Origin of the sequence: Paenibacillus medicaginis (genome assembly GCF_042138635.1) — a bacterium.
GTDB lineage: Bacteria > Bacillota > Bacilli > Paenibacillales > Paenibacillaceae > Paenibacillus > Paenibacillus medicaginis.
Genome location: NZ_JBHIRY010000005.1, coordinates 56195 through 80517, shown reverse-complemented (window position 1 = coordinate 80517; position 24323 = coordinate 56195). Strand labels below are relative to the sequence as shown.

Here is a 24323-nt window from a genome sequence, read left to right as displayed (position 1 = left end):
GGGAAATCTAGAAATAAGTGTTTGACCAATGGGAGTGTCTCGAGTGATCGGTCTATCCAGTGCATCTCTTTGCTAACGGTTGCCGCAGAGTTTACTCGGCTGAGAAAAACAAGGTTTCTTTTCTAACGGTTGTGCTTATTTAGGCGAAATAGTTCTTTACCACCGGAAAAACGGGATTTAAGCTCGCTGGTAACCGTTGCATGTTGTAACCACCCCGTTTTTACCCAAATAGCGTTGCTCACAACCGTTAGAATTTTCGCGCTTTTATTTCCATGTTACTACCACCGATTCCTTATGTTAAATGTCTTTAACAGATAAGAGACTCTCTCCGTCCATTGTCCCTCTGAGTCTGCCAGAACTGCGGTCCAGCCCAACTCTTTGGCCGGTACCAGATTCTTCTCCTGATCATCCACATAGATTATTTGTCGGCTGCCTCCCAGTTGTCTGTGCAGCTGGTCAAATGCTTGTAGATCCGGCTTGCAAAATCCCGTTTTATCCGAAATATGCATGCTTGTCACATATGGCTTCAACGGACGGATTAATTCCGTCACCCACTCGGTCCGATGATTGCTTAACAGATGGATATCAGCGATATCGCTCCATTGGGGCAGCAGTTCGGCGGCAGGCAACAGCTTCAGATGTTTGTGAATCAGGTGCGGCAAGTCGTACTTTTCCAATGCTGGATACTCCCGGGCAAGCCAGAGCTCATAATCTGCCACCGCTGTTTCTCCACTCCAAAAGGACTGCCGGATTTCCTGATTGAACTTCTTCTTCAGTTCCTGTGCGCTGCATCCCGCATATTCTGCGAGCTCCTGCCAATACACGGGTGAAAGATTCGTCGCAATGACCCCGGCAATATCGAGCACCAGATGCAGCCTGACCATAAGCGTCCCTCCCTGCGACGGTATTATAATAGATCCAGTAGCTGCTTCAAGCTGGTAATTGAATGCATAGGTGTAACCGTCAGCCCTTCACGCCAAGGCTGACTTACCTGCAGCCATATTGTCTTCATCCCGGCAGCGGCAGCCCCCTCAATGTCATTTACGGGATGATCCCCAATATACACGCATTCTTCAGGCTTAAGGTTCAGCTGTTCTGCGGCGATTTCGAAAATACGTGAATCCGGCTTCTTAATGCCCGCCTCTTCCGAAACTACAATCACATCAAAGCTGCTCCGCAGCTTCAGACGATCCAACTTCCCGTATTGAACGGAGGTCTTCCCATTCGTAATAAGTCCAGTTTTGTATTTCTCACTGGTATACCTCAATACGTCCTTTGCATCGTCCATAAGCAGTGCGTGTTCAACATACTTCTTCTCATAATAATGGAGCAGCTCGGTTAGTTCGGGTTTACTGCTCCATGGAAGCTCTGTAAGCAGCTCCTTGAACATGGCGTTTTTTTCTTTATACCCGTCCTCATCCAATTCGATAATCCTTTTGACCAGCCCTTCCCTGAAATCGATATGCTGAAAATATGTATCGGTAAAAGAGCGAGCAAAGTTGGTAAACGTGGTCGTGCGGTCCACAAGCGTATTGTCCAGATCAAATACGACAGCTTTAATGGTATCCATAGTAACCTCCTGATTGTTTACGGTATGAATCAATCCTCCAGCCGCATTACCGCTTCATACGATTTTGCCCCCGGTATTCTGTTGGAGAAAGGCCCGTACATTTGCGAAAAAGCTTGGAAAAATACAGCGCATCCTTAAAACCGACCGATGAAGCTACCTGTTCTACCGTCAGCGTTCCTTCGAGCAGTGTTTTGGCTTGTTCCAGCCGAACCTGCATTAAATACTGCTTGGGGGAACGCCCTGTTTTCTGTCTAAAAGCCTTGGAAAGATGGGCACGGTGATAACCCAGGCTTTGGGCCATGCCTTCAATGGATATCGGCTGGTGATACTGCAGCGTAATCCAGCGGATCGCTTGCTCGACCTGACGGTCAATATCGGATAGATCCTCTCGTCCGAGCGGGATATGCTTCCCCTCTTTTTCCAGACGATGAAGCAGTAGCCGCAGCCAGCCGGACGCCTCCAGATCCTGCAGCCGCGGTTCGTTGGAATCCGCAAAGCAACGCCGGATACGCCGGTACAAGCCGACTAATCCGCGGATTGAGCTTTTATGGATGACTGGTTGCCGGGGAGTCAGACCCAGATCCTCCATTAAATCATGCGCCGCTTCCCCTTGAAACGCAGCCCAGATATAATGCCAAGGCTGACTGGCATCCGCTTCATAGCTGAACAGAACACCCGGGAAAATGATAAAGGTATCCCCTTCACGGCAAATGAGAGACTGTCCGCCGCACTCAAACACTCCTTCTCCGCTTAATACCGTATGCATCAAATAATAGCTGTGGACAGCCGGGCCGATTTTGTGAGCAGGGTAAGGCTTGCCCTCCCCGCTGAACAACACCGCCAGACTCCTGTCCCGGGGAGACAGGTTGATGCCAACGGTAAACTCCTCGTGATCCAATGTGCTACCCCCCTACGGTTCCATCTGCCCTTGCAACAAAAGTCCATATGCTTCTTGTATTCTTCCATACTCATCGCTGGGGACTTTCTCTATATTATAGCTTGAGCGGAGCAGCTTGGGAGCGCTTTATCTCAATAAAAAACAGCGGCGAATACCTTTGAAGAGGAGGAAACAAGCATGGCCAAAATTACATTTCTCGGAGCAGGCAGTACTGTATTTGCGAAAAATGTGCTGGGTGACTGCATGCATACCCCTGCGCTGCAGGGCTTCGAGCTTGCTTTATTTGATATCGATTCACAGCGGCTGGCCGACTCGGAACGGATGCTGAACAATTTGAAGCAGAGCAGCGGCAGCACCTGCATCATAAAATCGTATTCCGACCGCAAAGAAGCGCTGCGTGGAGCCAAATATGTCGTGAACGCCATCCAGGTCGGAGGTTATGATCCCTGCACGATTACCGACTTTGAGATTCCGAAAAAGTACGGCCTGCGGCAAACGATTGCCGACACCGTCAGCATCGGCGGGATCTTCCGCAATCTGCGCACCATTCCGGTGATGCTCGATTTTGCGGCCGACATGCGCGAGGTGTGTCCAAACGCGCTGTTCCTGAACTACACCAACCCGATGGCGGTGCTGACCCAGATCATGAATACTCAAGGTGGTGTAAATACAGTCGGCCTCTGCCACAGCGTGCAGGCCTGCATTCCGGATCTGTTCAGGGATCTGGGGCTGGACCCCACCGGCGTCCAGTCCAAAATCGCCGGCATCAATCATATGGCATGGCTGCTGGAAGTGACGAAGGACGGGAAAGACCTGTACCCGGAAATCAAACGCCGGGCGGCCGAGAAGCAGAAGGAGCAGCATCACGATATGGTGCGTTACGAAATGCTGCTGAAGTTCGGCTATTACAATACCGAGTCCTCCGAGCATACGGCTGAGTATCATCCTTACTTTATCAAGCAGCGTTATTCTGAGCTGATCGGGACATTGAACATTCCACTGGACGAGTACCCGCGCCGCTGTGTGAATCAAATCCAGCGCTGGACGGAAATGCGTGAGGATTTGGTCAATAATGCGGATTTGGAGCATATCCGCTCACACGAATATGCATCTTACATTTTTGAAGCGATCGAGACGGGTGTTCCTTTCAAAATCGGGGGCAATGTGCTGAACACGGGCCTGATCCCCAATCTGCCGCAAGAGGCTTGTGTGGAAGTGCCGTGCCTTGTCGATAAAAGCGGTGTAACCCCGACTTACGTGGGTGACCTTCCACCTCAGCTGGCCGCACTTAATCGCACGAATATCAACACCCAGCTACTGACGATTGAAGCTGCAATTACTGGCAAAAAGGAGCATATCTATCATGCGGCCATGCTGGACCCTCATACGGCAGCAGAGCTTTCCCTGGATGATATCGTTGCGCTCTGTGATGACCTGATTGCGGCGCACGGGGACTGGCTGCCCGAGTTTCACTAATCTGCCTGTAAAAAAGAGGCTGGCCGCATAACGGCCGCCTCTGTTCGTTTTCAGACAACAAGTCTTCTGCAGGCTGCCCTACTGCTTATTCAAAATTCTGACCATGGCGTTGACCATGCCTGCATGAGAGCTCTCGTGCACATTGCTTAAATAAACCAGTTCTTCAATCGTTTCGGCTTGACCGAAATTCTCCTTCAGAGCAACAGGTTCATCCAGAATAGCCGCGAAATCCTCGCGAAGCCGGGACGGCTGCTCATCAAATAACTGCAGGAGCCCATCCCAGGCTGGCGGCTCTGCAGTCCAGTCGGCCGGTTTCGTTCCAGGTGCAAAAAAGGTTTTATAGCTTTCCGGGAGTGAAAACTGTTTGCCTGCAATACCGCAGATGACCATATCCGCCAAAGTAACCATATGACCAAGCTGCCAATGAATGCTGTTGTTAAACCCTGCCGGAACAACATTACGCTGGTCTTCTGAAAGCGATTCCAACTGTTTCCGGATGCTTTGACGGATTTTGGCCATTAAATGAAAAGCATAAACGTCTGACATTCGTTTTCTCCTCCCATGTCTGGAAATCGTGATCCTCAAGTTGTACATTTTTGTATGCCAAAACCATTATCCACCTTTTTTGGCTCGTGTTCAATACCCGCAGAGAGTAACATTAGGAGGAATTTTTTTTTATACATCGCTTGAAGCTCTCCCGAACCATACGCATAGCGTATGGCTTTCTTCTGACAATAAGAAAAAAGAGACGCACTAGGTCTCTTTTTCATCAATAGACATTTATCACTACAATCAACATTGTTAGCAGGAAATATAGTCTCTCAATCTTTTATTCAAACATTTTTGTCAGTTCTTCTCGTGCCTTTTTCTTATCATCTTCAGTTAACGGCGTTATCTCACCAAGACTAAAATGGTTCATAACACTATCAGACCTATTGGCTTCTCCGAAAGGAAGAATGTTATCAAGAGATGTCTTCTGTTGCTTTTTTCTGATTTGCTCTTGAATATTTAATAATTTAGTCATGATCTCAACCCCCTCCAGATACTTTTCTGGGTTAGCTATATCCTGTCGATAACTTAGGCAACTAGGTAAAGGACAAACATCCTGCTCTTTTTTCACATATTGACTCACTCGAAAATCCTCTGCAAGTTGCTCAACTGCAACATTCATCTGCCATAAAGGATCTTTGCTGAATTGTACTATCCTGTGCGAGCAATTGTCAAGGTAACCCATATCACCCAACCAATCGTACATTTGTATCGCAGTCTCAATATCTTCATTGTCCATCGCTCTGTACGTTAATATATGCCCATACTCATGAATTATAGAAGCTGCTACTCGCTCACCAACATTAAGATCACTCATCGCACCAATCCAGGAATCAAGACAATCCCGGGTAATTTTTTGGTCTTTAAACAAGGCCTCTAATCCAGCATTATGATAGGCCTTATCTTTGAGAATTCTTGTAGGTGTATGATCCGGCACAAGATATATGTTGCGGTGAAGCTCAGGATTACGAACAGTAAAAGCGGTCTCTGCTGGCTTGCCCCGTTCATTTATCACAGTATACGGAAGATTCACAATTTCCGCATTAATTATAACGCCGATATGCTCACATTTCTTGATACCTGAATACACCTCATGTTTGGTTCTTCTTCGGTAGCCATTATCAAATAGTCTATCTTCTCCATATGTATCAAACAGGCTTGAATGATATATATCAGTCGTTCTACTTAATACATTAACAAACTGTCTCTCAAACGATGTGTCGTTGATAGTATCATCCATTAGATCTAAGTAAAATTCTTCACTCACACATATTCCCCCAAAAGACCAATCTCTATTCATAATTATATCATTAGTTTGGAGTAATGTGGAATCTTGGTGCGGAAGCGGCGATCACACCAAAGCGATACAACTGGCAGAAGTGTTGCCATTAATCAAGCCTTAGCTGATCAGTAAGCTATTATAGTTTACCAAAATCCGAAGACATTAAGGCATCCGCCGCGTTATGATAAGACCAGCAGATTATCGTGGCGCTGTCCCTAACTTTATGAGCATGCACATGATGCAGAATGGCTCTAACACCCACATCAAGCTCCGGCCCATTCATGAAAACATCATATAGATTTTGCGCATTGTGAAAATAACGGTCTGCGGTATCCAGCACTCCGTCTGTCATTAATACAATATGGTTCATACCGGGTCTGAGCTGCCTTCTCCCCACCGTATAACATGGAATGTCCAAATCGAAAGTATTTACTTTGCCGACCCACTCATAAAACTGCCTTTGATTTAATGCGAATTGTCCGAACTGCGCTAAATCGGGGTGCAGCAAATAGGCCATGCAATCACCTATCGACAGCCACCACAGAAATTGTTTTTTCTGAAAAACAATCAGGCACGAGGTCTCGCCGCTGAGCTGATGACAGGCTTGGGTGAACTCCGGACTTGTAAACAAACTTACAAAGTATTCCTCAAGCCTGAAGAAAGCGTCGTCTTGCTCTAGCAATTCGGCCAGACTGGTTCTGTCCTTTTTAATCGCGGCAACAACTAACTCAGCACTGTCTGCTCTATGGTGCGCATCAAGAAGGACAGCGAGACTCCAGGTCATGGCCTCATCTTGCATGGCCAGCAAGCCGTCTTCATTCTTGATCGCTCCGCTCGCCGTGCTGCCGCCGTAACGTCCGGTAATGATTCCATGATGTTTGCTTACTGCAATTTCATCGAGAAAAGTCTGCTTGCTTCCTACCCAATCGGTCAGCATTAAACTTCACCCCTTGGTTGATTCAGAATGATGTTGCTGTCAGGAATAATTTTACACACGATGGATCACACTATAAAGCAATAAAAAAAGCAACAAATTCCATTTGTAAAAAATATAATTGCAGAGGAGATGCATGACCAATGACATTGGGACTGGTCCCGTACTTGTTCATGGATGGAAATGCCAGAGAAGCTATCAGCTTTTACGAGCAGGTGTTAGGAGCCCGCACCGAATTTGTTCAGGCCTTTGAAGCGATGCCCGCAAACCCGGATTTCCCGCTCCCAGAGGAGGCAAAAGGCCTTATCGCCCACGCCATGTTGAGCATTGGTGAATCAACCTTGATGCTGTCGGATTCATTTCCAGGAAACCCTCCACAACAGGGTAATCAGGTCACACTCTGCATCATGTCGAAGGATAAAGAACGCTCCCGCACCGTCTTCGAAGCTCTGCAGCAGGGAGGACAGGTACAAATGCCGCTGCAAGAAACCTTCTTCAGCCCGGCTTACGGCACGCTGACGGACAAATTCGGAGTAACGTTTCACATTTCTACAGAAGCTCCGCAGCCTTAACAGGTCAATCGGATACCGATTGGTTTAGCCTGTTTACCCCCATTGAGCTCTGCTGCTTGATTCTAGCGCAGGGTTCTTTTATTAATGATACGGTTTACGGTCAATCCAGGGCCGAATATCGGCCCGGAGGAATGCATCCAAAAAAAGACACTGACCTGCCAGATCAGGCAAATTAGTGTCTTTCAAAGCACTCGTTAATACATTACATATGAGTCACAAATTCATTTACCGGCTTCCGGTAACCGCGTGGCTTCCGGCTCTCCACCTTCTCTTTACCGATGGTGATCATTAATACAACCTCATGCTGGTCGTCGATGTTGAGGACCTCTTTCACCGCTTCCGGATCGAAGCCAATCATCGGACACGTATCCCAGCCCTTATCCTTGGCCGCCATCATGAATAGCATGGCCGACAGCGACGCATTGCGGATCGCCTCGTCTCTTTGAAATTGTTCCCCTCTCGATTCATAGGTAGCAACGGTATCGTTGACCATATGATCATACTCCTGCTTATTAACCACGCCCAACAGCTTAAGTCCTTCATAAATTTCAGCTGCCTGAAGATATGCCTTCTTATCGCCCAGGACCACAATAACCGCAGCAGAACTGCCTACTTTATACTGTCCATATGCCGCTTTCTTAAGCTTTTCTTTATAGACCGGGTCGGTGACTGCGATATAACTTGTATGCTGCAGGTTAAAAGCCGATGGCCCCAGCTTGACCAGCTCAAAAATTTCATTCAGTTCTTCCTTCGTGATCGGGTGATCTGGAAGAAAATTGCTTGCAGAACGTCTTTCCTTTACCACTTGCACAAAATCAGCCATTTCGTTCTCCTCCATTTTCGTTATCTTACATTTCTATATCGGAAAATCGTTAAAATTATTTATCTTTATTTAAAGACTTTTCTATCATGAAGCAATACTATTCCTTTTTTATTACGGTGTCAATCTCTTTTAACAAAAAATCCCCTCCGGCAATAAAGACATTCAACCGAAAGGGATCATGATCATTTACTATTTTTAAATCGCAGCAGCCTCTTTACCCAGCGGCATCGTATAATACCACGGCTTCTGGTCTTCGTTCTGCTGGTACACCACAATCAGGAGTGTGCGGCCATCAGCCGTCAAAGCGCTGCCTCCACCCAGAATAAACTCAAGCCGGAACGGCAGCACATCAACCACCGCGAACTTCTGCAGCTCCTTCTCCCCCATTCCCAATTCAGCAAATGCAGGTGAGGTGAATCGTTCTCCGGCAGCAGCTTGCACCGCATCCGGATGCTTGGCCGCCAGTTTGACATACTCGCTGCGGTCGTCTTTGTCGAGCGAAGTGTCCCACCAAATTTTACGCGGCTTATATTTGTGATTCAGGAAGTAATCCAGCTTCATCAGGCCGAGGACAACATCCATTCTCTTTGTATCGCGCTGCTTAAGAAAAGCGTAAAGCCGGTTAAACAGATCCTCCAGTTGGTGTCCGATCTTCTGCCAGCCCTGCTCCTCCCAATAGTCCCCGAACTCCTGAAAGAAGTCGAAGGCGGATAGAAATTCCCGTTCGATCAGGTAATTCAGCGTATGATCCATCCGATGTGCGTTCCAGTATTTCTCCAGCACATCCTCCAGACGCTTCAAACGAACAATATCTGCAAAAGACAACACGTCATTGCTCAGCATTTCATATGGCGCAACATCCATATAAATGTAGTTATACTTCTCGGCATCCAGGCGGAGGCCCGTGCCGCGCAGCATTTTGAGGAAGCCGAGCTGCAGCTCTTCCGGACCTAGTGCGAAAACATCGTTAAAGGTTTTGCGGAATGTGTTGTAGTCCTCCAGCGGCAGGCCAGCGATCAGATCCAGATGCTGGTCGATCTTTCCGCTCTCTTTGACCTTCGTTACCGTCCGCGTCAGCTTGGCAAAGTTCTGCCGCCGTTTCACCAGTTCATTCGTCGGATCGTTGGTAGACTGCACGCCAATTTCGAACCGGAAAATACCCGAAGGGGCGTGCTCTGCCAGATAGTCCAGCACCTCTGGCCGCATAATGTCCGCAGTAATCTCAAACTGGAATACACAGCCCCGATGGTTTTCGATCAGGAACTTGAACATCTCAAGAGCATAATCCCGCTTGATGTTGAAAGTACGGTCGACGAATTTGATCAGCTTGGCCCCGTTGTCAATCAGATACAACAGGTCTGACTTGGTCCGCTCGATATCGAAGTAGCGCACACCGACCTCTATACTGGACAGGCAGAACTGGCAGCTGAACGGACAACCCCGGCTTGTTTCGAAATAAACAACCCTTTTCCCCAGCTCGGCAATATCCTCCGGGAATCGGTGCGGGCTTGGCAGCTCGTTCAGATTGGCCTTCGGCCGCCCAGGCATAAGGATAACCTCGTCACCCTTGCGGTAAGCCAAGCCGTACACAAAATGATACTTGCCCGCTCCCTCAATTTCCTGCAGGAGCTGATGAAACGACTCTTCCCCTTCGCCCATCACGATAAAGTCGACGTTATGCAGCCGGTTCATCCAGTATTCCGTATCATAGGAGACCTCCGGCCCGCCGAGCACGATTTTTACATCTGGCATAACCTTCTTCAGAACGTCAATGACCTTGATCGTTTCTTCGATATTCCAGATATAACAGGAGAAGCCGATCACGTCCGCTCCCCGCCGGTACAGGTCTGAGACGATATTCATCACCGGGTCCTTGATCGTATATTCCGCCAGCTCAATGTCAAAATCGCGCTCGCTGTACGCCTTCAGACAGCGAATAGCGAGCGACGTATGGATGTACTTCGCGTTTAAAGTGGACAGAATGACTTTCATGGGTCACGACCTTTGCGTAGATTAGTTAAAACTCATCGTCATAGAGCGGAGTTGAATCGTCTGTCTGATTCAGGAAGAAGTCCATGAACGGCTTGCCGTACTTCCGGAATTTCACTTCCCCGACGCCTTTGATGCGCAGCATGTCCGCTTCGCTCCGCGGATTGGCTACGCTCATTTCCCGCAGGGTGGCATCGTTGAAAATAATATAGGAAGGCACATGCTCCTTCGCCGCCAGATCACGGCGGATCAGGCGCAGCTGCTCGAATACCGTCTCATTAACCGCTGACGGGTAAGCATCCCTGCCGCGTCGGCTGCCCGAGCCGCCAGAGACGGCAGTCGCATGACGCACAACACGCTGCATGACCTGGCGCTGTCCTTTTAATACCTCTGCCGCAAGCTGCTGCAGCCGTACGACCGGATACTGTCCTTCGCTGAGGGACAGATACCCTTCCGAGATCAGCACGTTGATGATCTCTACGATTTCCTTTTCCGTGTGGTTGCCCATGACGCCATAAGTCGGGAGGCTGTCAAATCCGTATTGCAACACCTTCTTGTTGCGTGAACCCTTCAGCACCGCTGCAACCATCGTCGCGCCAAACCGTTCCCGCATGCGGTGAATGCAGGAAAAGATTTTCTGCGCATCCACTGTCATGTCCACGAGCTCGCGCTCATCGGTGCAGGAGCTGCAATTCCCGCACGGTGTATCGTCATGCGCTTCGCCAAAATAATCCAGCTGTGCGCTGCGCAAACATCGGGTCGTATAGCAGTAGTCGACCATCTGCTGCAGCTTCCGGTAGTCGTTGCGCTTGCGTTCCTCATCCTGCGGGTTCTGCTCAATCAGGAACTTCTGGGTGACAATATCCTGCGGCCCGAACAGCAGGATACATTGGCTCGGATCGCCGTCACGTCCGGCCCGTCCTGCTTCCTGGACATAAGCTTCCATATTCTTCGGCATGTTGTAATGAAGCACATACCGTACGTTCGATTTATCAATGCCCATCCCAAATGCATTCGTCGCAACCACGACTTGAATATCGTCATACAGAAAAGCCTCCTGGCTTTCCGCGCGCTCATCGTCACTCATTCCGGCATGATAACGCCCTGCCGCAAGACCGGCATCGCGCAGGCGCTGGTACAGATCGTCGACATCCTTGCGTGTCGCTGCATAGATAATGCCCGCCTCTCCGGCATGCTCCCGCACATAGTTCATAATATAAGCTTTCTTGTCCTCACCCCGCAGCACATGAAACGCCAGGTTATCACGGCCAAGTCCGGTGACAAACGTCTGAGCCTCACGCAGCCGCAGCAAGCGCACAATATCATCCATAACCTGCGGTGTCGCCGTTGCCGTGAAAGCAGCAAGGATCGGACGCTGCGGCAGACTGTCTACAAACGGAGCCACAGCCAGGTAGCTTGTCCGAAAATCATGCCCCCACTGTGACACACAGTGCGCCTCATCCACGGCAACACAGGAGACCGGCAGTTGGGCTATCTCCTCACGGAACCAGTCCAGCTCCAGACGCTCCGGGGCGACATAGAGCAGCTTCAGGTCGCCACGCTGCGCTCTCCGGATACGTTCATTCACTTCCCGGCCGCTTAAGGTACTGTTAATGAATGCTGCCGGTATTCCCATCGCAGTCAGCGCATCTACCTGATCCTTCATCAGCGAGATCAGCGGGGATACGACCAGCGTAAGACCGTCATACAGCAACGCCGGAATCTGATAGCAGATGGATTTACCTCCACCAGTCGGCATAATGCCGAGCGTGTCGCTGCCCTGCAGCAGACTTTCTACGATTTTCCTCTGTCCCTCCCGGAAATCGGGATATCCATAAAACTTGATCAAAAGCTCGCGCGCCTGTTCCAGGCCCGGTGCTTGCACGTTCATTATTCAAAACCCCTTATAAACAGCGTTCATAACGCCTGTAAACCTTTTGTTCTCATGCTTAACCGATTTTACAGCCTAGACATCCAGTACATGTTATTTTCCCATCAATACGGCATCATTTCAATAGGCAACGGAACTTGGAAACTCACTGTATCCCGCATGTATCTCTAGTTTAGCGGGCTTCGAAAAAATGGGCAACCGTACAAGCTGTTCCGCCAAAAACGGGTACTTCTTTTCAACCCTGTATTAGCGCCGCCGATGGTCAGGTGACATAGTATACATTATTTAATTTAACGGATGACTCTAAGGGGAGTGTGTTAGCCTTTATGAAGAAAAAACACTAATAACATCGGGGGGAACAGAAAAAGAAAAATACAAAAACTGAAGCTCAGGAAGCACACCAGGAGGAAGGTCACATGTCCTCGAAGGATTCAATCTGCGGGAAAGTGTTCCCATGAGCGGGGAAAAGGGCAAAAGCGCAGACACGTCAAATCCGGTTAGCAGATATCGCGGCGAAACGGGGATAACTCGAAAATAGCAATCCGTCTCAGTTAACCCGGAACGTATTATGATGAAAAGGAGGCTAACAAATGTCACAACCCAATATACCTAACATAACACCTAATATATCCTTAACCAGAAATAATGCTATCAACTTGCTCATATCTTCTATAGCTTTTGAAGAACTTGGCCTAAGCCATATTCTTAATGCGGAAGGAGAAAAACTGCAATATGTGCTTGGGACGTTCCCGGGTATTTCCAGACCGGCTCCTACGATAAGTGAACTTTTGGCTGTCAATGATAGTGTCAGGAATATGGTGAAAGATATAACCAAAAAAGAGTTGGTACTTCAAAACAAGCTGGAATATATTTTAGACGCACCTTATTCAGGTGATTCAACAGGGCCGACCGGCGCTACTGGGGCGACGGGTGGCACGGGCGTCACTGGGAACACGGGTCCTATCGGTCCGACGGGCGACACCGGACCGACGGGTGACACGGGCGCCACGGGAACCACGGGCGAGACCGGGCCGGCTGGGGCGACAGGGGCGACGGGATCCATTGGGCCAACCGGGGCTTCGGGCGTCACTGGGAACACAGGAGCCTCAGGCGCTACCGGGCCGACAGGCGCCACGGGCGCAGCAGGACCCACGGGCGATTACGGACCGACAGGACCGACAGGTGAGACTGGAGCTACGGGGCCAATAGGTGAGACTGGGTCGGCTGGGGCGACGGGACCCATCGGACCAACCGGGGCTTCGGGCGTCACTGGGAACACCGGGGCCTCAGGTGCTACTGGACCAACGGGTGGCACGGGCGCCTCAGGTGCTACCGGGCCGACGGGTGATTACGGACCGACAGGTGGCACGGGCGCCTCAGGGAACACCGGCGCTATCGGACCGACGGGCGACATCGGACCGACGGGTGCGACGGGGCCATCGGGCGTTCCCGGGCCGGCTGGCGCTACGGGGGCGACGGGGTCTATTGGGCCAACCGGAGCTTCGGGAGCCACGGGGAACACCGGCGCTATCGGACCGACGGGCGACATCGGACCGACGGGTGCGACGGGGCCATCGGGCGTTCCTGGGCCGGCTGGCGCTACGGGGTCCATTGGGCCAACCGGGGCTTCGGGCGCCACGGGGGCCTCAGGCGCTACTGGGCCGACGGGCGATTACGGACCGACAGGTGGCACTGGAGCCACAGGGAACACCGGCGCTATCGGGCCGACGGGCGACATCGGACCGACGGGTGCGACGGGGCCATCGGGCGTTCCCGGGCCGGCTGGCTCTACGGGGGCGACAGGACCTATTGGGCCAACTGGGGCGACTACGGGCGACACCGGCGCTACAGGACCAACGGGGACCACAGGTGTCACAGGAGCCACGGGGGCTTCGGGCGCTATCGGACCGACGGGCGATCCCGGGCCAGTTGGAGCTACTGGGGCGACAGGATCCATTGGGCCAACTGGGACTACGGGCGCCACAGGGGCTATCGGACCGACAGGTGATCCCGGGCCAGTTGGAGCTACTGGGACGACGGGAGCCACGGGTGCTACCGGGCAGACAGGTGATCCCGGACCGACAGGGGCTTCAGGCGTTACGGGACCTATTGGGCCAACTGGGGCATCGGGAGCCACGGGAACTATAGGGGCCACAGGGGCGACGGGAACCACGGGAGCCACAGGAACCACGGGAGCCACGGGAGCCACAGGGGCCACAGGAACCACGGGAACCACAGGGGCGACGGGAACCACGGGAACCACAGGGGCGACGGGAACCACGGGAACCACGGGGGCGACGGGAACCACAGGGGCCACGGGAACCACGGGAGCCACAGGAACCACAGGGACGACGGGCGCCACGGGAACCACGGGGACGACGGGAGCCACGGGGACGACGGGCGCCACGGGCGCCACGGGGACGACAGGAACCACGGGGGCCACGGGGACGACGGGAACCACGGGCGCCACGGGGACGACGGGAGCCACGGGCGCCACAGGGACGACGGGAACCACAGGAACCACGGGCGCCACAGGGACGACGGGAACCACAGGAACCACGGGCGCCACGGGGACGTCGGGAGCCACGGGAGCCACAGGGGCGACGGGAACCACGGGAACCACGGGCACCATGGGGGCTACAGGGGCCACGGGCAGCACCGGACCCACGGGCGATACCGGACCCACAGGTAGCACCGGACCCACGGGTAGCACCGGGCCCACCGGACCGACTGGCAACACTGGACCCACAGGCAACACCGGACCCACGGGTAGCACCGGGCCCACAGGCAGCACTGGACCCACGGGCGATACCGGACCTACGGGCAGCACCGGACCCACGGGCGATACCGGACCTACGGGCAGCACCGGACCCACAGGCAACACTGGACCCACGGGCAACACTGGACCCACGGGCAACACTGGACCCACGGGCAGCACTGGACCCACAGGCAACACTGGACCCACGGGCGATACCGGACCTACGGGCAGCACCGGACCCACGGGTAGCACCGGACCCACGGGTAGCACCGGACCCACAGGCAGCACTGGACCCACGGGCGATACCGGACCCACAGGCAACACTGGGCCCACAGGCGTTACCGGACCCACAGGTAGCACCGGACCCACGGGCGATACCGGGTCCACAGGTAGCACTGGACCCACAGGCAGCACTGGACCCACGGGCGATACCGGGCCGACGGGTATCTCCGGACCTACGGGTATCACTGGGCCCACGGGCGATACCGGACCCACGGGCAGCACTGGACCCACGGGCAGCACTGGACCCACGGGCAGCACCGGGCCGACTGGGGCATCGGGGGCGACGGGCGACACGGGGGCCACAGGCGCTACCGGACCGACCGGCCCTTCCATAACCAGTATCAGTATCATCCCTACGGCGTTCAGATATTTTCTCATCCTCCCAAGTGATACGAGTTTATCTACTCCTGTAATGTACACCGCAACCCAGTTCACCGATGATTCCGGTGGCCCGGCCGCAGCATTCAGCGGGCTTGGGTCAAACAGCTACAACAACTTATTTATCAATGGAATCCTGCAAGAGGGGAGCTTCTATAATGTAACTTCATCTGCATTAACGTTAAATAACGGGGGCGGAACCCTTTATGCTGGAACTCCGGTCATTTTAGAGATCGTTAACTTTACAGCCATATTTTCATAACAAATTTGTCTATCTATATAGCAGGACAGTGAAAAGTTCTTGTACGTGAATGACCTTTTACTGTCCTTCCATTCCTGTTGCTCCAGACAAGACGCGTTCGAATGATCTGTAGTGCTCGTCGTTGGCTGGATACTGCGCTCCAATCCCCTGGGTGTGGCGTCCGTGATCCCCTTTCTCAGTTCAACAGTATTAAAGGTTGTTCAAAAAGTCATCTTTTGATCACGAAGGAAGTCAAGAAACGGACTCGACATCGAATCTTGAATTCAGCCGGGCCTAAGCGGATGCTTCCGAAGCATGTTTCCTGCGGAAACATTTCAGGTGCTCACGTACCCCACGTACGCTCCGCTCCTCGGTCCCTGGCTTCATCCAACTCAAGCGTTTTGAAAAAACGCATTTCGGAAGCATACGCTTCGGTGCTGAAAACCTGACTTTTTGAACACACACTATTTAGAGATAAAATCGTCTTCTACGGAACCTCACTGGTCCAGTTTTACTAGCAATCTAAAAAACACTCTTTTAACCCCCTTCTATCGCCGCTCCTTTCTCTACTTGCCGAACATATTCTGATATAGAGAAAGGAGGTGAGCCACTATGCCAGTAACTCCTCCCTTCCAGGCCTCCAGAAAGTTCTCTTCTACTTTTGGAGCAGGAACCGGAACAGGTGCGGCGTTTGCCATTGCAGCTACTGCTTTTACGAATGACGCAGGTGCAGCAGCAACGGCTTTCCCAGGCGCTTTTGCCTACTACGTTCTTTATGTCAACGGTGTCATTCAGCTCTCAAACGCCTCAACCGTATCAACGACAGCGATCACAATCCCTGACGGTGATACAATTGACGATGGCGTACCTGTTCTTGTAGAATTCGTTATCACTTAAGATTTGCTGCAAAAGAATGCCGGTTATCTTATTAAGATAGCCGGTATTTTTTCATTCCAGTGCGGATCAACTACATACGCAAATGCCCTCAAGTGTCCTGCATGGCATTCCACCTGCCCGCATGGTATAGTGGACACGATACTATACAGGATGGAGATATTACCGATATGGGTGAACAGCAAGGCCCCCGTAAGGGAGCTCAAACCTACGGACAACCGAAAATGCAATCTCAGCTTAAAACACATACAGGAAAAAGCAATGCCAATACCGAGGCCAGGACGGTCTCTTCCGGACCCAAGTCAAAAAGAGCGTACAAGCAGCCCTTTCACCGTAAGCCTGCAGTTGCCGCCGACGCAGAGGAACTGCGACCGGATGACCGTATCGTTATCACGATCAAGCGGCTGGGCATCAACGGGGAAGGAATCGGATATTACCGGCGCAAGGCTGTTTTTATAGACGGGGCCCTCACCGGGGAAGTCGTTAAAGCCAAAGTGACTGACGTCCAGCCCAAATTCATTAAGGCAGAACTGACCAGTATTGAGAAAAGATCCCCGCATCGCATCGAGCCCCCCTGCCCCGTGTTTGGCGTCTGCGGCGGCTGCCAAATTCAGCACCTTTCTTATGAAGGCCAGTTGGAAGCCAAGGTGGATATTATACGTGAAGCCTTCAGCCGTTATGCCGGGCTGGAGAATATCAGGATGAAAACCGCGCTTGGCATGGAACATCCGTGGGATTACCGTAACAAAGCACAGCTTCAATTGACCCGCCGCCAGGGCGAGGTCATTGCCGGACTGTATGAAGCGGAAAGTCATGATATTGTCGACATCAGCGGCTGTCCGATCCAGCATCCGAAGGTCAATGAAGCCGTGGAAAAAGTCAAATCCGTGCTGGAAGAACTGCGGATTCCGCTATACAAAGACAACGGCTCCCGTGACGGTGTCCGCACCATCGTCGTCCGTCACGGCTTTCAATCCGGCCACCTGCAAGTGACGCTGGTCACCGCAGACAGCAAGTTGCCGCGCAAGGATGACTTCGTTCGCCTGCTGCGCCTCACGCTGCCGGAAGTGACAGGCATCTCCATGAACGTGAATCCGCAGCGCACATCGCTCATTTTCGGCCATAAAACGATTACGCTCTGGGGTGCGGAAGCCATGCAGGAATCGCTCGGTGATCTGGAATTTTCCCTGTCCCCACGCGCGTTCTTCCAGCTCAATCCGCAGCAGACCGTCAAGCTGTATGAGAGTGTCAAAGCGGCGGCTGCCCTGACCGGGCGTGAAACCGTCGTGGATGCTTACTGCGGGACAGGTACGATTGGTTTGTGGCTCGCCCCTTACGCCAAGGAAGTCCGCGGCATCGAGGTCATTCCAGAAGCAGTCGAAGATGCGAAACGCAATGCGGATCGCAACAATCGGAGCAATGCAACCTTCTATGTCGGAGAAGCGGAAGAACTGCTGCCACGCTGGGTGAAATCGGGCTTCTCCCCTGACGTCATCGTTGCCGACCCGCCGCGTACCGGCCTGGACCGCAAATTTCTGGATACAATCCTGCGGACGAAACCGAGGCGCTTTGTCTACGTATCCTGTAATCCATCCACTCTTGCCAAGGACTGCAAGGTGCTGCTGGATGGAGGATATGCGATCGAGTGGGTTCAGCCTGTCGACATGTTCCCGCAGACCAGTCATGTGGAGTCGGTGACATTGTTAGTGCGAAAGGACAAGTAATACGGAGATCTATCGTCTGATTATTCATAGAGAGGTTTTTGATATGACAGATCATTTTTGGCGTAATTTACCGCAGCCTTTTTTTATACTGGCACCCATGGAAGATGTGACGGATGTTGTTTTTCGCCATGTCGTAAGTGAAGCAGCCAGACCAGATGTGTTTTTTACAGAGTTTGCAAATACAGAAAGTTATTGTCACCCGGAGGGGAACCACAGTGTGCGCGGGCGTTTGACTTTTACAGAGGATGAACAGCCTATTGTAGCTCATATCTGGGGAGATAAGCCGGAATACTTTCGTCAAATGAGCATCGGTATGGCGAAAGAAGGGTTTAAAGGCATCGATATAAATATGGGGTGTCCTGTAGCGAATGTAGCAGAGAATGGGAAGGGAAGCGGTCTGATCTGCCGTCCTGAAATTGCAGCGGATATCATCGAGGCCGCAAAAGCCGGGGGACTGCCCGTCAGCGTAAAAACAAGGCTCGGTTATAGTGCCGTAGACGAATGGCGCGGCTGGTTAACCCATATTTTGAAACAAGACATTGTTAATCTGTCCATTCATCTGCGGACAAGAGAGGAAATGAGCAAAGTAGATGCTCATTGGGAGCTGATTCCGGAGATCAAGAAACTTCGTGATGAGGTGGCGCCAGATACACTTCTGACCATTAACGGGGATATCCCCGACCGTCAGACCGGCTTGCAGCTCGCTGAGCAATACGGTGTGGATGGTATTATGATCGGGCGCGGTATTTTTCATAATCCATTTGCTTTTGAGAAGGAGCCGAAGGATCACAGCAGCAGGGAGCTGCTTGATTTGCTGCGGCTGCATCTGGATCTCCATGATCAATATTCAGCACTGGAGCCCCGTTCGTTCAGACCTCTCTCCCGCTTCTTTAAAATATATGTCCGTGGATTTCGAGGGGCAAGTGAATTAAGAAATAGCTTAATGAACACAAAGTCCACAAGTGAAGTACGTGCGCTGCTCGATGAATTTGGCAACAAGGAGCATGACGACGCGGAGGAACCTGGAAATTAAGTTGTCTGGTTAAAATAAAAAAAGACGTGAATAGTTGGAGGAACTTAGGGGGTTATATGTCCTGGAGCAAATTGAAGCAACAACTGGAGAGCTTTCTCAGTCCTGCGTTAAATGGAAGGGTCGAATACAGCGCACCGGGTTACCGTTATCTACCTGATAAATCAGGTATTTGTTATATTTCGGTAGATAAAAAGAACGTACTCAATATGAGTGATAAAACCAGCTCCATCAGGTGGTATCAAACGGAACTGGAAATTAAGAATGATCCAGATATCCAAATTCCTATCACCACTGACGACATTGAAGCGGTCAAAAAAGATGCCAAGGGGCCAGTGCCGGAGGATCGTCTAGCAGTCATTGCCAGAAGCAGAAAAAGTTCAGAACTTGCAAAAGAGCTTTTGTCAGCACAGGCTTCATTAAGTAAATCGAATTTTATCGTTCTGGCTAATAAGTTTTTATCTACCTCTGTCGAGGAAAGCATAGAGAGTAATGATATCTTATTGAATATTTTAGCATTGGTGGACCGAAGAATTGGAAAAAAGCGGATCTTACACATGTCCGAGAAGATGAAGTTAAAACATCCAAGCGTGCAGTATTTTTATGAACTACGGCGTAATACGTTGTGAAGTATGATCATCGCGAATCATCATGCGCCTAAATGTAGATGCCCTGCTGCTCTCTGCCTAGATAAAAATAGCTGTGATTAGCTATAATTAAATGTAAGTAAGTACGGCTAAAGTTGGGAGGTAGTGTCAGACCCATGAATCTAGAATCGGTCATGCAAGAGCTTGAAGCTCTCGGCAAGGAACGACTCAAAAAAATGTACTTGTCCAATGGAGCACATGAACCGCTTTTTGGCGTGGCGACAGGCGCTATGAAGCCTATAGCCAGGAAAATCAAAACCAATCAGCCTTTGGCTGATCAGCTTTACGCCACAGGAAACTACGACGCCATGTATTTTGCCGGCATTATTGCAGATCCGAAAGCGATGACCGGGGCGGATTTTGAGCGTTGGATGGATGGGGCTTATTTTTACATGCTGGCCGATTACGTCGTTGCGGTAACCTTGGCGGAAACCGATATTGCGCAAGAAGTTGCCGACAAATGGATCACAAGTGGCGAAGAGCTACGAATGTCAGCGGGATGGAGCTGTTATTGCTGGCTGTTGGGCAGTCGGCCAGACGTCCAGTTTGCCGAAAGTAAAATCGCTGACTTGTTAGAGCTTGTGGAAAAGACGATACACGCCTCTCCCGAACGAACAAAATCTTCGATGAATAATTTTATGTATACGGTAGGGGTATCCTATCTGCCGCTCCATGATAAAGCGGTCGAGACCGCAAAGGCCGTAGGCCCAGTAGAAGTTAAACGGGACAATAAAAAAAGTAGTATCTTGCTCGCTTCCGAGAGCATTCAAAAAGCGGCAGAAAAAGGGCAACTTGGTTTCAAACGCAAATATGTAAGATGTTAAACGTTTGTTCCCCTCCCTTCTCTCGCATCGGCGGAGGTGTGAAGTTCTGGCTCAGCTTCCACCTGCGCCGTTGGAGATACTGTGACTATTTTGAGGCGGCTCGCTACAGTCGTCTAGGTCTTGAATTTATTAAATTCAAAAGTCCTTTTTCAAATAATAATGGGTGTGGCCGCCGGCATTTTGAATTACTCCGTAAACTTCGAAGTACCCTAACCGACGAAGCTGTTCATCAACAAACAGATATTCAACTTCCATCCAGTTCCAGCATATTTCGCTAATGATTCCACCAAAAATTTGACCATCCCCATTTTTTAAATACAGATTCACCTCTTGATACCTGCCCTTTAAATCATCTGGAAAATACATTAAATTAAACTCAACCATCTTGTTTCTTATGTAGTTTTTGTCAGCCTGATTTAATTCCTGTGAAATGTACAGGTCCATGATCCTGCCCCTCCCCCATCATTTAAATCAACTCAAATAAAACGGATAACAACTATAACTTACCATACCGGGCTGGAAATAAAAGATCAGAAGAGGATTTGCTGCAAGAATGTATGTTTTTTTCTGATTGGAGCCAGATTGTTAACAAAGCGCCGATATCACATATATCACAAGGAGGCACAACATGATGAAAATCATTGTTACCAGCATATTCGTTCAAGATCAAGATCAGGCATTGAAGTTTTATACAGAAACGCTGGATTTCATTAAAAAACATGACGTTCCCGTTGGAGAATTTAGATGGATCACGCTTGTTTCTCCCGATGAGCCAGACGGTACCGAGCTTTTACTCGAACCGAATAACCATCCTGCCGCCAAAGAATATCAAAAGAAGATATTTGACAGCGGTTACCCAGCAACCATGTTTGGCGTGGCAGATATTCATAAAGAGTACCAACGTTTGCTGGAAAACGGCGTGCATTTTACTACAGAGCCGACAAAAATGGACGAGCTCACCCTGGCTGTCTTCGACGATACATGCGGCAACTTGATTCAGATTGTGCAGCAGTAGCTTTCCTTATCGAACACGGTCATGGGTATTATCCCTCTGCTTGTTTGGTCCGGTAACCCGGAGCGTTGCCCCCCTGCTTGGCCTTCTGCTTCACGTTTGTGCCAATCACTCCTGCGATGATGAGTGCAGAACCGATGAGATGGTAGACGGTCACGGTCTCTCCGAGCATCAATGCTCCGGCTGCGATGGAAATGACGGTGGACAGATTGGAAAAGACGCTGATCTTGGAAGCCTCAAGCTTGGACAGCGCAAAGCTGGATGAGAAAGCTGTCACCAGCGATGCCAATATGCCGAGATAAAAGATGGACCAGACAAAATCCGTATGCGCCAGCGGCGCGAGGATTTGCTGCATCGTACCGTCAGCCGCATGACCAACAAGCGACACGGTCCAAAAGGTGACACACCCGATCGCCATCATGGAGCTGGTGACCTCGGTCGGTGTGAACGTGCGCAGCAGAAAACGCGAAAGAACGATATAACCCGCAGATGCGAGACATGATAGAATAAGCAGCAATATGCCTGCTGCATTCGCGAGCTCAATGCCACTGCCTTGCATGACAAAGATCAATACCACGCCAAATACGGATAACAGGATCGACAGCTTCTGCCACAGTGTCGTGGATTCCTTCAGAAAGATCCCTGCCAGCAAGGCGGTAAGGATCGGTGTCATCGCAAAAATGATGCCGCCTTCGGCGGATGAAGCATGCTGCAATCCAAACGTCTGCAAGGTAAAAAAGCCAAGCGGATACATCAAGGCTAACAGAAGCAGTCTCAGCCACGGTTTGCCCTTGAGGGAGATACGAAATACACCAGTGGCCCCCAGTATAACAATCACCGCGAATGACAAAGTAAAACGCAGAGCCAAGGTATCGATAGGATCGGCGTACATGAGAGCGACTTTCGTAAACATAAAGGATAACCCGATAATGAACGCATAGACGAGAACGGCCAAATAGGCATAGAAGCGACCGGGTTGAAATTGAGATTGCATGTAGATTTCCTCCTTTTGGAAAATGCAGCGTCGAAGTCGAATTTGTACTTGAATCGTAAGCTTTCCCCTTTCATGCCACAATGCGAAAAAAATGAAACTGTACCGATACAGCTATGGACAGCGGTTATGGTGCTTGGGCATTTTTTTCGGTATAGTGAGGCTAAGAAGAACTACAGGCAAATATTGAGGCATGGGAGCATGGATGTCATGAAAAAATATGCGGCAATCCTGGCGGATTTTGAACAAAAGCGGGCTGCAGGCGAGCTGCGCCCCGGCCAGAAGCTGCCATCCGTTCGCCAGGCGGCGGATATGTACGGCTGCAGCATCAGCACGGTGACAAGGGCTTATGCGGAGCTTGAGAAACGTCATGCGATCTATTCGATTCCACAGAGCGGTTATTATATCGTGGAGGACGAGGAGCAAGAGGCTGGTTTGGATGATGGGGTGATCGATTTTGCATCCTCCTCTCCCGATCTGAATGTATTTCCTTACCGCGATTTTCAGCATTGCCTGAACAAGGCCATCGATACATACAAATACCATTTGTTCACCTACGGGGACCCGAAAGGGCTAAGCGCTTTGCGCGAAACGCTCGTTAAGCATCTTGCCGATGATCAGGTATTCGCCAAGACCCAGCAGATTGCGGTGACACCAGGCATCCAGCAGGCACTTCATACATTAGCGAAGATGCCGTTCCCGAATGGCAGGTCAGTGATCCTGGTGGAACAGCCGAGCTATAATTTGTATTTGAAGTTCCTTGAGGCGGAGAATGTGCCGGTGAAGAGCATCGCGCGTACCGCAGAAAGCATTGATTTACAACGGTTGGAGGAACTATTTCGCGATGGGGATATCAAATGCTTTTATACGATGTCGAGGCATCATAATCCGCTTGGCACATCCTACGGTGTCCGGGAGAAAAAGACGATTGCGCGTCTGGCCGCCAAGTACGATGTGTATGTGCTGGAAGACGACTATATGGGGGATCTCGGAGACAGGCGGGGTTTTGAGCCCATATTTGCTTATGACCAGAGCAGACATGTGGTGTATTTGAAAAGCTTCTCGAAAATCATCTTCCCTGGGCTGCGGATCGGTGCCGTGGTGCTGCCTGAGCCGCTTTTAGACAGGTTTCATACGTACAATCAGCAAGGCGGGGCTGCCCTGCTGTCACAGGCGGCGCTGGATATCTACATCAAAAACGGCATGTACGAAAGGCACAGAGAAAAGATCTATCGCCAGTATGAAGCGAGGGTTGAGACCTTGCACGACGCGGTAAAGATGTATAACGATGCAGGGCTGCTTGAAGTGGCCGATGTCCGTTCTGGTATTTATACGCAGTTCAAAGTACCACAGGCAGTCAATCTTGAGCGGGTAGTGGATCAACTCAAGCGACGGGGCGTGCTCGTAAACAGCGGGAAGCTCTTCTATCTGTCAACCTATCTGCAACGGGAGAAATTTTTGCGCATCAGCATCTCGCGCGCTCGTCCGGAGCAGATTCATGAGGGCGTGAAAGCTGTCATCGAAGAAGTAAAACGGGGAATGAATGCATAAGGAGGAG

The 24323-nt window shown here is 50.8% G+C and carries 21 protein-coding genes; 10 read left to right on the top strand and 11 right to left on the bottom strand.

The features are described from left to right. Positions 1–278: 278 nt before the first annotated feature. The 3 genes from ACE5LO_RS07300 to ACE5LO_RS07290 are packed head-to-tail and all read right to left on the bottom strand — an operon-like array spanning position 279 to position 2468. The gene (locus tag ACE5LO_RS07300) at positions 279–884 is read right to left on the bottom strand and encodes an HAD family hydrolase (RefSeq protein WP_375519372.1); all 606 of its coding nucleotides are present in this window, start codon (positions 882–884) and stop codon (positions 279–281) included. Positions 885–907: 23 nt separating this feature from the next. Beyond that, positions 908–1570 carry an HAD family hydrolase gene (locus ACE5LO_RS07295; protein ID WP_375519371.1) on the bottom strand — a complete coding sequence of 221 codons (663 nt, stop codon included), beginning with the start codon at positions 1568–1570 and terminating at the stop codon, positions 908–910. A gap of 46 nt (positions 1571–1616) precedes the next feature. Beyond that, entirely contained in the window at positions 1617–2468 is an 852-nt protein-coding gene (locus tag ACE5LO_RS07290; protein ID WP_375519370.1) for an AraC family transcriptional regulator, read from the bottom strand. Positions 2469–2645: 177 nt separating this feature from the next. Between ACE5LO_RS07290 and ACE5LO_RS07285 the strand changes: the two genes are divergently transcribed. Then, positions 2646–3944, top strand: coding sequence for an alpha-glucosidase/alpha-galactosidase (locus tag ACE5LO_RS07285; protein ID WP_375519369.1), 1299 nt, complete (start codon positions 2646–2648; stop codon positions 3942–3944). 78 nt (positions 3945–4022) lie between these two features. On the opposite strand, the gene ACE5LO_RS07280 is transcribed toward ACE5LO_RS07285, so the two are convergent. The 3 genes from ACE5LO_RS07280 to ACE5LO_RS07270 form a co-directional block, all read right to left on the bottom strand. Next, complete coding sequence (locus tag ACE5LO_RS07280; RefSeq protein WP_375519368.1) at positions 4023–4490, bottom strand: DinB family protein; 468 nt, start codon at positions 4488–4490, stop codon at positions 4023–4025. Between the two features lie 283 nt (positions 4491–4773). Further along, positions 4774–5760, bottom strand: a complete 987-nt coding sequence (locus tag ACE5LO_RS07275) for a hypothetical protein (protein WP_375519367.1) — start codon at positions 5758–5760, stop codon at positions 4774–4776. Positions 5761–5911: 151 nt separating this feature from the next. Further along, positions 5912–6712, bottom strand: coding sequence for a PP2C family serine/threonine-protein phosphatase (locus ACE5LO_RS07270; RefSeq protein ID WP_375519366.1), 801 nt, complete (start codon positions 6710–6712; stop codon positions 5912–5914). Positions 6713–6852: 140 nt separating this feature from the next. On the opposite strand from ACE5LO_RS07270, the gene ACE5LO_RS07265 reads away from it, so the two are divergent. Beyond that, a complete protein-coding gene (locus ACE5LO_RS07265) occupies positions 6853–7281 on the top strand; it encodes a VOC family protein (RefSeq protein WP_375519365.1) in 429 nt (142 codons plus the stop codon). Positions 7282–7483: 202 nt separating this feature from the next. Here the strand turns inward: ACE5LO_RS07265 and ACE5LO_RS07260 are convergent, their stop codons facing one another. The 3 genes from ACE5LO_RS07260 to recQ all read right to left on the bottom strand — a co-directional run bounded on the left by ACE5LO_RS07260 (position 7484) and on the right by recQ (position 11984). Then, positions 7484–8104 (bottom strand): nitroreductase family protein, encoded by a 621-nt coding sequence (locus ACE5LO_RS07260; RefSeq protein WP_375519364.1) that lies wholly within the window; start codon positions 8102–8104, stop codon positions 7484–7486. 195 nt (positions 8105–8299) lie between these two features. Next, positions 8300–10096 carry a B12-binding domain-containing radical SAM protein gene (locus tag ACE5LO_RS07255; protein ID WP_375519363.1) on the bottom strand — a complete coding sequence of 599 codons (1797 nt, stop codon included), beginning with the start codon at positions 10094–10096 and terminating at the stop codon, positions 8300–8302. A gap of 25 nt (positions 10097–10121) precedes the next feature. After that, entirely contained in the window at positions 10122–11984 is a 1863-nt protein-coding gene (gene recQ / locus ACE5LO_RS07250) for a DNA helicase RecQ (protein ID WP_375519362.1), read from the bottom strand. A 590-nt stretch (positions 11985–12574) separates the two neighbouring features. Here recQ and ACE5LO_RS07245 point away from each other — a divergent pair. From ACE5LO_RS07245 to ACE5LO_RS07220, 6 genes are all read left to right on the top strand, one after another. Then, on the top strand, positions 12575–15664 hold the full coding sequence (locus ACE5LO_RS07245) for an alpha-helical endospore appendage domain-containing protein (RefSeq protein ID WP_375519361.1): 3090 nt from the start codon (positions 12575–12577) through the stop codon (positions 15662–15664). A 591-nt stretch (positions 15665–16255) separates the two neighbouring features. Further along, on the top strand, positions 16256–16540 hold the full coding sequence (locus ACE5LO_RS07240) for a DUF4183 domain-containing protein (RefSeq protein WP_375519360.1): 285 nt from the start codon (positions 16256–16258) through the stop codon (positions 16538–16540). A gap of 167 nt (positions 16541–16707) precedes the next feature. Next, a complete protein-coding gene (gene rlmD / locus ACE5LO_RS07235; protein WP_375519359.1) occupies positions 16708–18261 on the top strand; it encodes a 23S rRNA (uracil(1939)-C(5))-methyltransferase RlmD in 1554 nt (517 codons plus the stop codon). A 43-nt stretch (positions 18262–18304) separates the two neighbouring features. Next, complete coding sequence (locus ACE5LO_RS07230; RefSeq protein WP_375519358.1) at positions 18305–19294, top strand: tRNA dihydrouridine synthase; 990 nt, start codon at positions 18305–18307, stop codon at positions 19292–19294. A gap of 56 nt (positions 19295–19350) precedes the next feature. Next, positions 19351–19920: an SF0329 family protein gene (locus ACE5LO_RS07225; RefSeq protein ID WP_375519357.1), complete on the top strand. Its 570-nt coding sequence runs from the start codon at positions 19351–19353 to the stop codon at positions 19918–19920. Between the two features lie 134 nt (positions 19921–20054). Then, entirely contained in the window at positions 20055–20762 is a 708-nt protein-coding gene (locus ACE5LO_RS07220; protein ID WP_375519356.1) for a DNA alkylation repair protein, read from the top strand. Between the two features lie 135 nt (positions 20763–20897). Here the strand turns inward: ACE5LO_RS07220 and ACE5LO_RS07215 are convergent, their stop codons facing one another. Next, positions 20898–21206 (bottom strand): GNAT family N-acetyltransferase, encoded by a 309-nt coding sequence (locus ACE5LO_RS07215; protein ID WP_375519355.1) that lies wholly within the window; start codon positions 21204–21206, stop codon positions 20898–20900. Between the two features lie 187 nt (positions 21207–21393). Between ACE5LO_RS07215 and glxB the strand changes: the two genes are divergently transcribed. Next, positions 21394–21777 carry a methylglyoxalase gene (glxB, locus tag ACE5LO_RS07210; protein WP_375519530.1) on the top strand — a complete coding sequence of 128 codons (384 nt, stop codon included), beginning with the start codon at positions 21394–21396 and terminating at the stop codon, positions 21775–21777. A 28-nt stretch (positions 21778–21805) separates the two neighbouring features. On the opposite strand, the gene ACE5LO_RS07205 is transcribed toward glxB, so the two are convergent. Continuing rightward, positions 21806–22768: a DMT family transporter gene (locus ACE5LO_RS07205; protein ID WP_375519354.1), complete on the bottom strand. Its 963-nt coding sequence runs from the start codon at positions 22766–22768 to the stop codon at positions 21806–21808. Positions 22769–22975: 207 nt separating this feature from the next. Between ACE5LO_RS07205 and ACE5LO_RS07200 the strand changes: the two genes are divergently transcribed. Next, entirely contained in the window at positions 22976–24316 is a 1341-nt protein-coding gene (locus tag ACE5LO_RS07200) for an aminotransferase-like domain-containing protein (protein WP_375519353.1), read from the top strand. Positions 24317–24323: the final 7 nt, after the last annotated feature.

Coding starts and splice junctions, on each gene's coding strand:
- ACE5LO_RS07300 (WP_375519372.1), bottom strand. CDS start 884: ATGGTCAGGCTGCATCTGGTGCTCGATATTGCCGGGGTCATTGCGACG.
- ACE5LO_RS07295 (WP_375519371.1), bottom strand. CDS start 1,570: ATGGATACCATTAAAGCTGTCGTATTTGATCTGGACAATACGCTTGTG.
- ACE5LO_RS07285 (WP_375519369.1), top strand. CDS start 2,646: ATGGCCAAAATTACATTTCTCGGAGCAGGCAGTACTGTATTTGCGAAA.
- ACE5LO_RS07280 (WP_375519368.1), bottom strand. CDS start 4,490: ATGTCAGACGTTTATGCTTTTCATTTAATGGCCAAAATCCGTCAAAGC.
- ACE5LO_RS07270 (WP_375519366.1), bottom strand. CDS start 6,712: ATGCTGACCGATTGGGTAGGAAGCAAGCAGACTTTTCTCGATGAAATT.
- ACE5LO_RS07265 (WP_375519365.1), top strand. CDS start 6,853: ATGACATTGGGACTGGTCCCGTACTTGTTCATGGATGGAAATGCCAGA.
- ACE5LO_RS07260 (WP_375519364.1), bottom strand. CDS start 8,104: ATGGCTGATTTTGTGCAAGTGGTAAAGGAAAGACGTTCTGCAAGCAAT.
- ACE5LO_RS07255 (WP_375519363.1), bottom strand. CDS start 10,096: ATGAAAGTCATTCTGTCCACTTTAAACGCGAAGTACATCCATACGTCG.
- recQ (WP_375519362.1), bottom strand. CDS start 11,984: ATGAACGTGCAAGCACCGGGCCTGGAACAGGCGCGCGAGCTTTTGATC.
- ACE5LO_RS07245 (WP_375519361.1), top strand. CDS start 12,575: ATGTCACAACCCAATATACCTAACATAACACCTAATATATCCTTAACC.
- ACE5LO_RS07240 (WP_375519360.1), top strand. CDS start 16,256: ATGCCAGTAACTCCTCCCTTCCAGGCCTCCAGAAAGTTCTCTTCTACT.
- rlmD (WP_375519359.1), top strand. CDS start 16,708: ATGGGTGAACAGCAAGGCCCCCGTAAGGGAGCTCAAACCTACGGACAA.
- ACE5LO_RS07230 (WP_375519358.1), top strand. CDS start 18,305: ATGACAGATCATTTTTGGCGTAATTTACCGCAGCCTTTTTTTATACTG.
- ACE5LO_RS07225 (WP_375519357.1), top strand. CDS start 19,351: ATGTCCTGGAGCAAATTGAAGCAACAACTGGAGAGCTTTCTCAGTCCT.
- ACE5LO_RS07220 (WP_375519356.1), top strand. CDS start 20,055: ATGAATCTAGAATCGGTCATGCAAGAGCTTGAAGCTCTCGGCAAGGAA.
- ACE5LO_RS07215 (WP_375519355.1), bottom strand. CDS start 21,206: ATGGACCTGTACATTTCACAGGAATTAAATCAGGCTGACAAAAACTAC.
- glxB (WP_375519530.1), top strand. CDS start 21,394: ATGAAAATCATTGTTACCAGCATATTCGTTCAAGATCAAGATCAGGCA.
- ACE5LO_RS07205 (WP_375519354.1), bottom strand. CDS start 22,768: ATGCAATCTCAATTTCAACCCGGTCGCTTCTATGCCTATTTGGCCGTT.
- ACE5LO_RS07200 (WP_375519353.1), top strand. CDS start 22,976: ATGAAAAAATATGCGGCAATCCTGGCGGATTTTGAACAAAAGCGGGCT.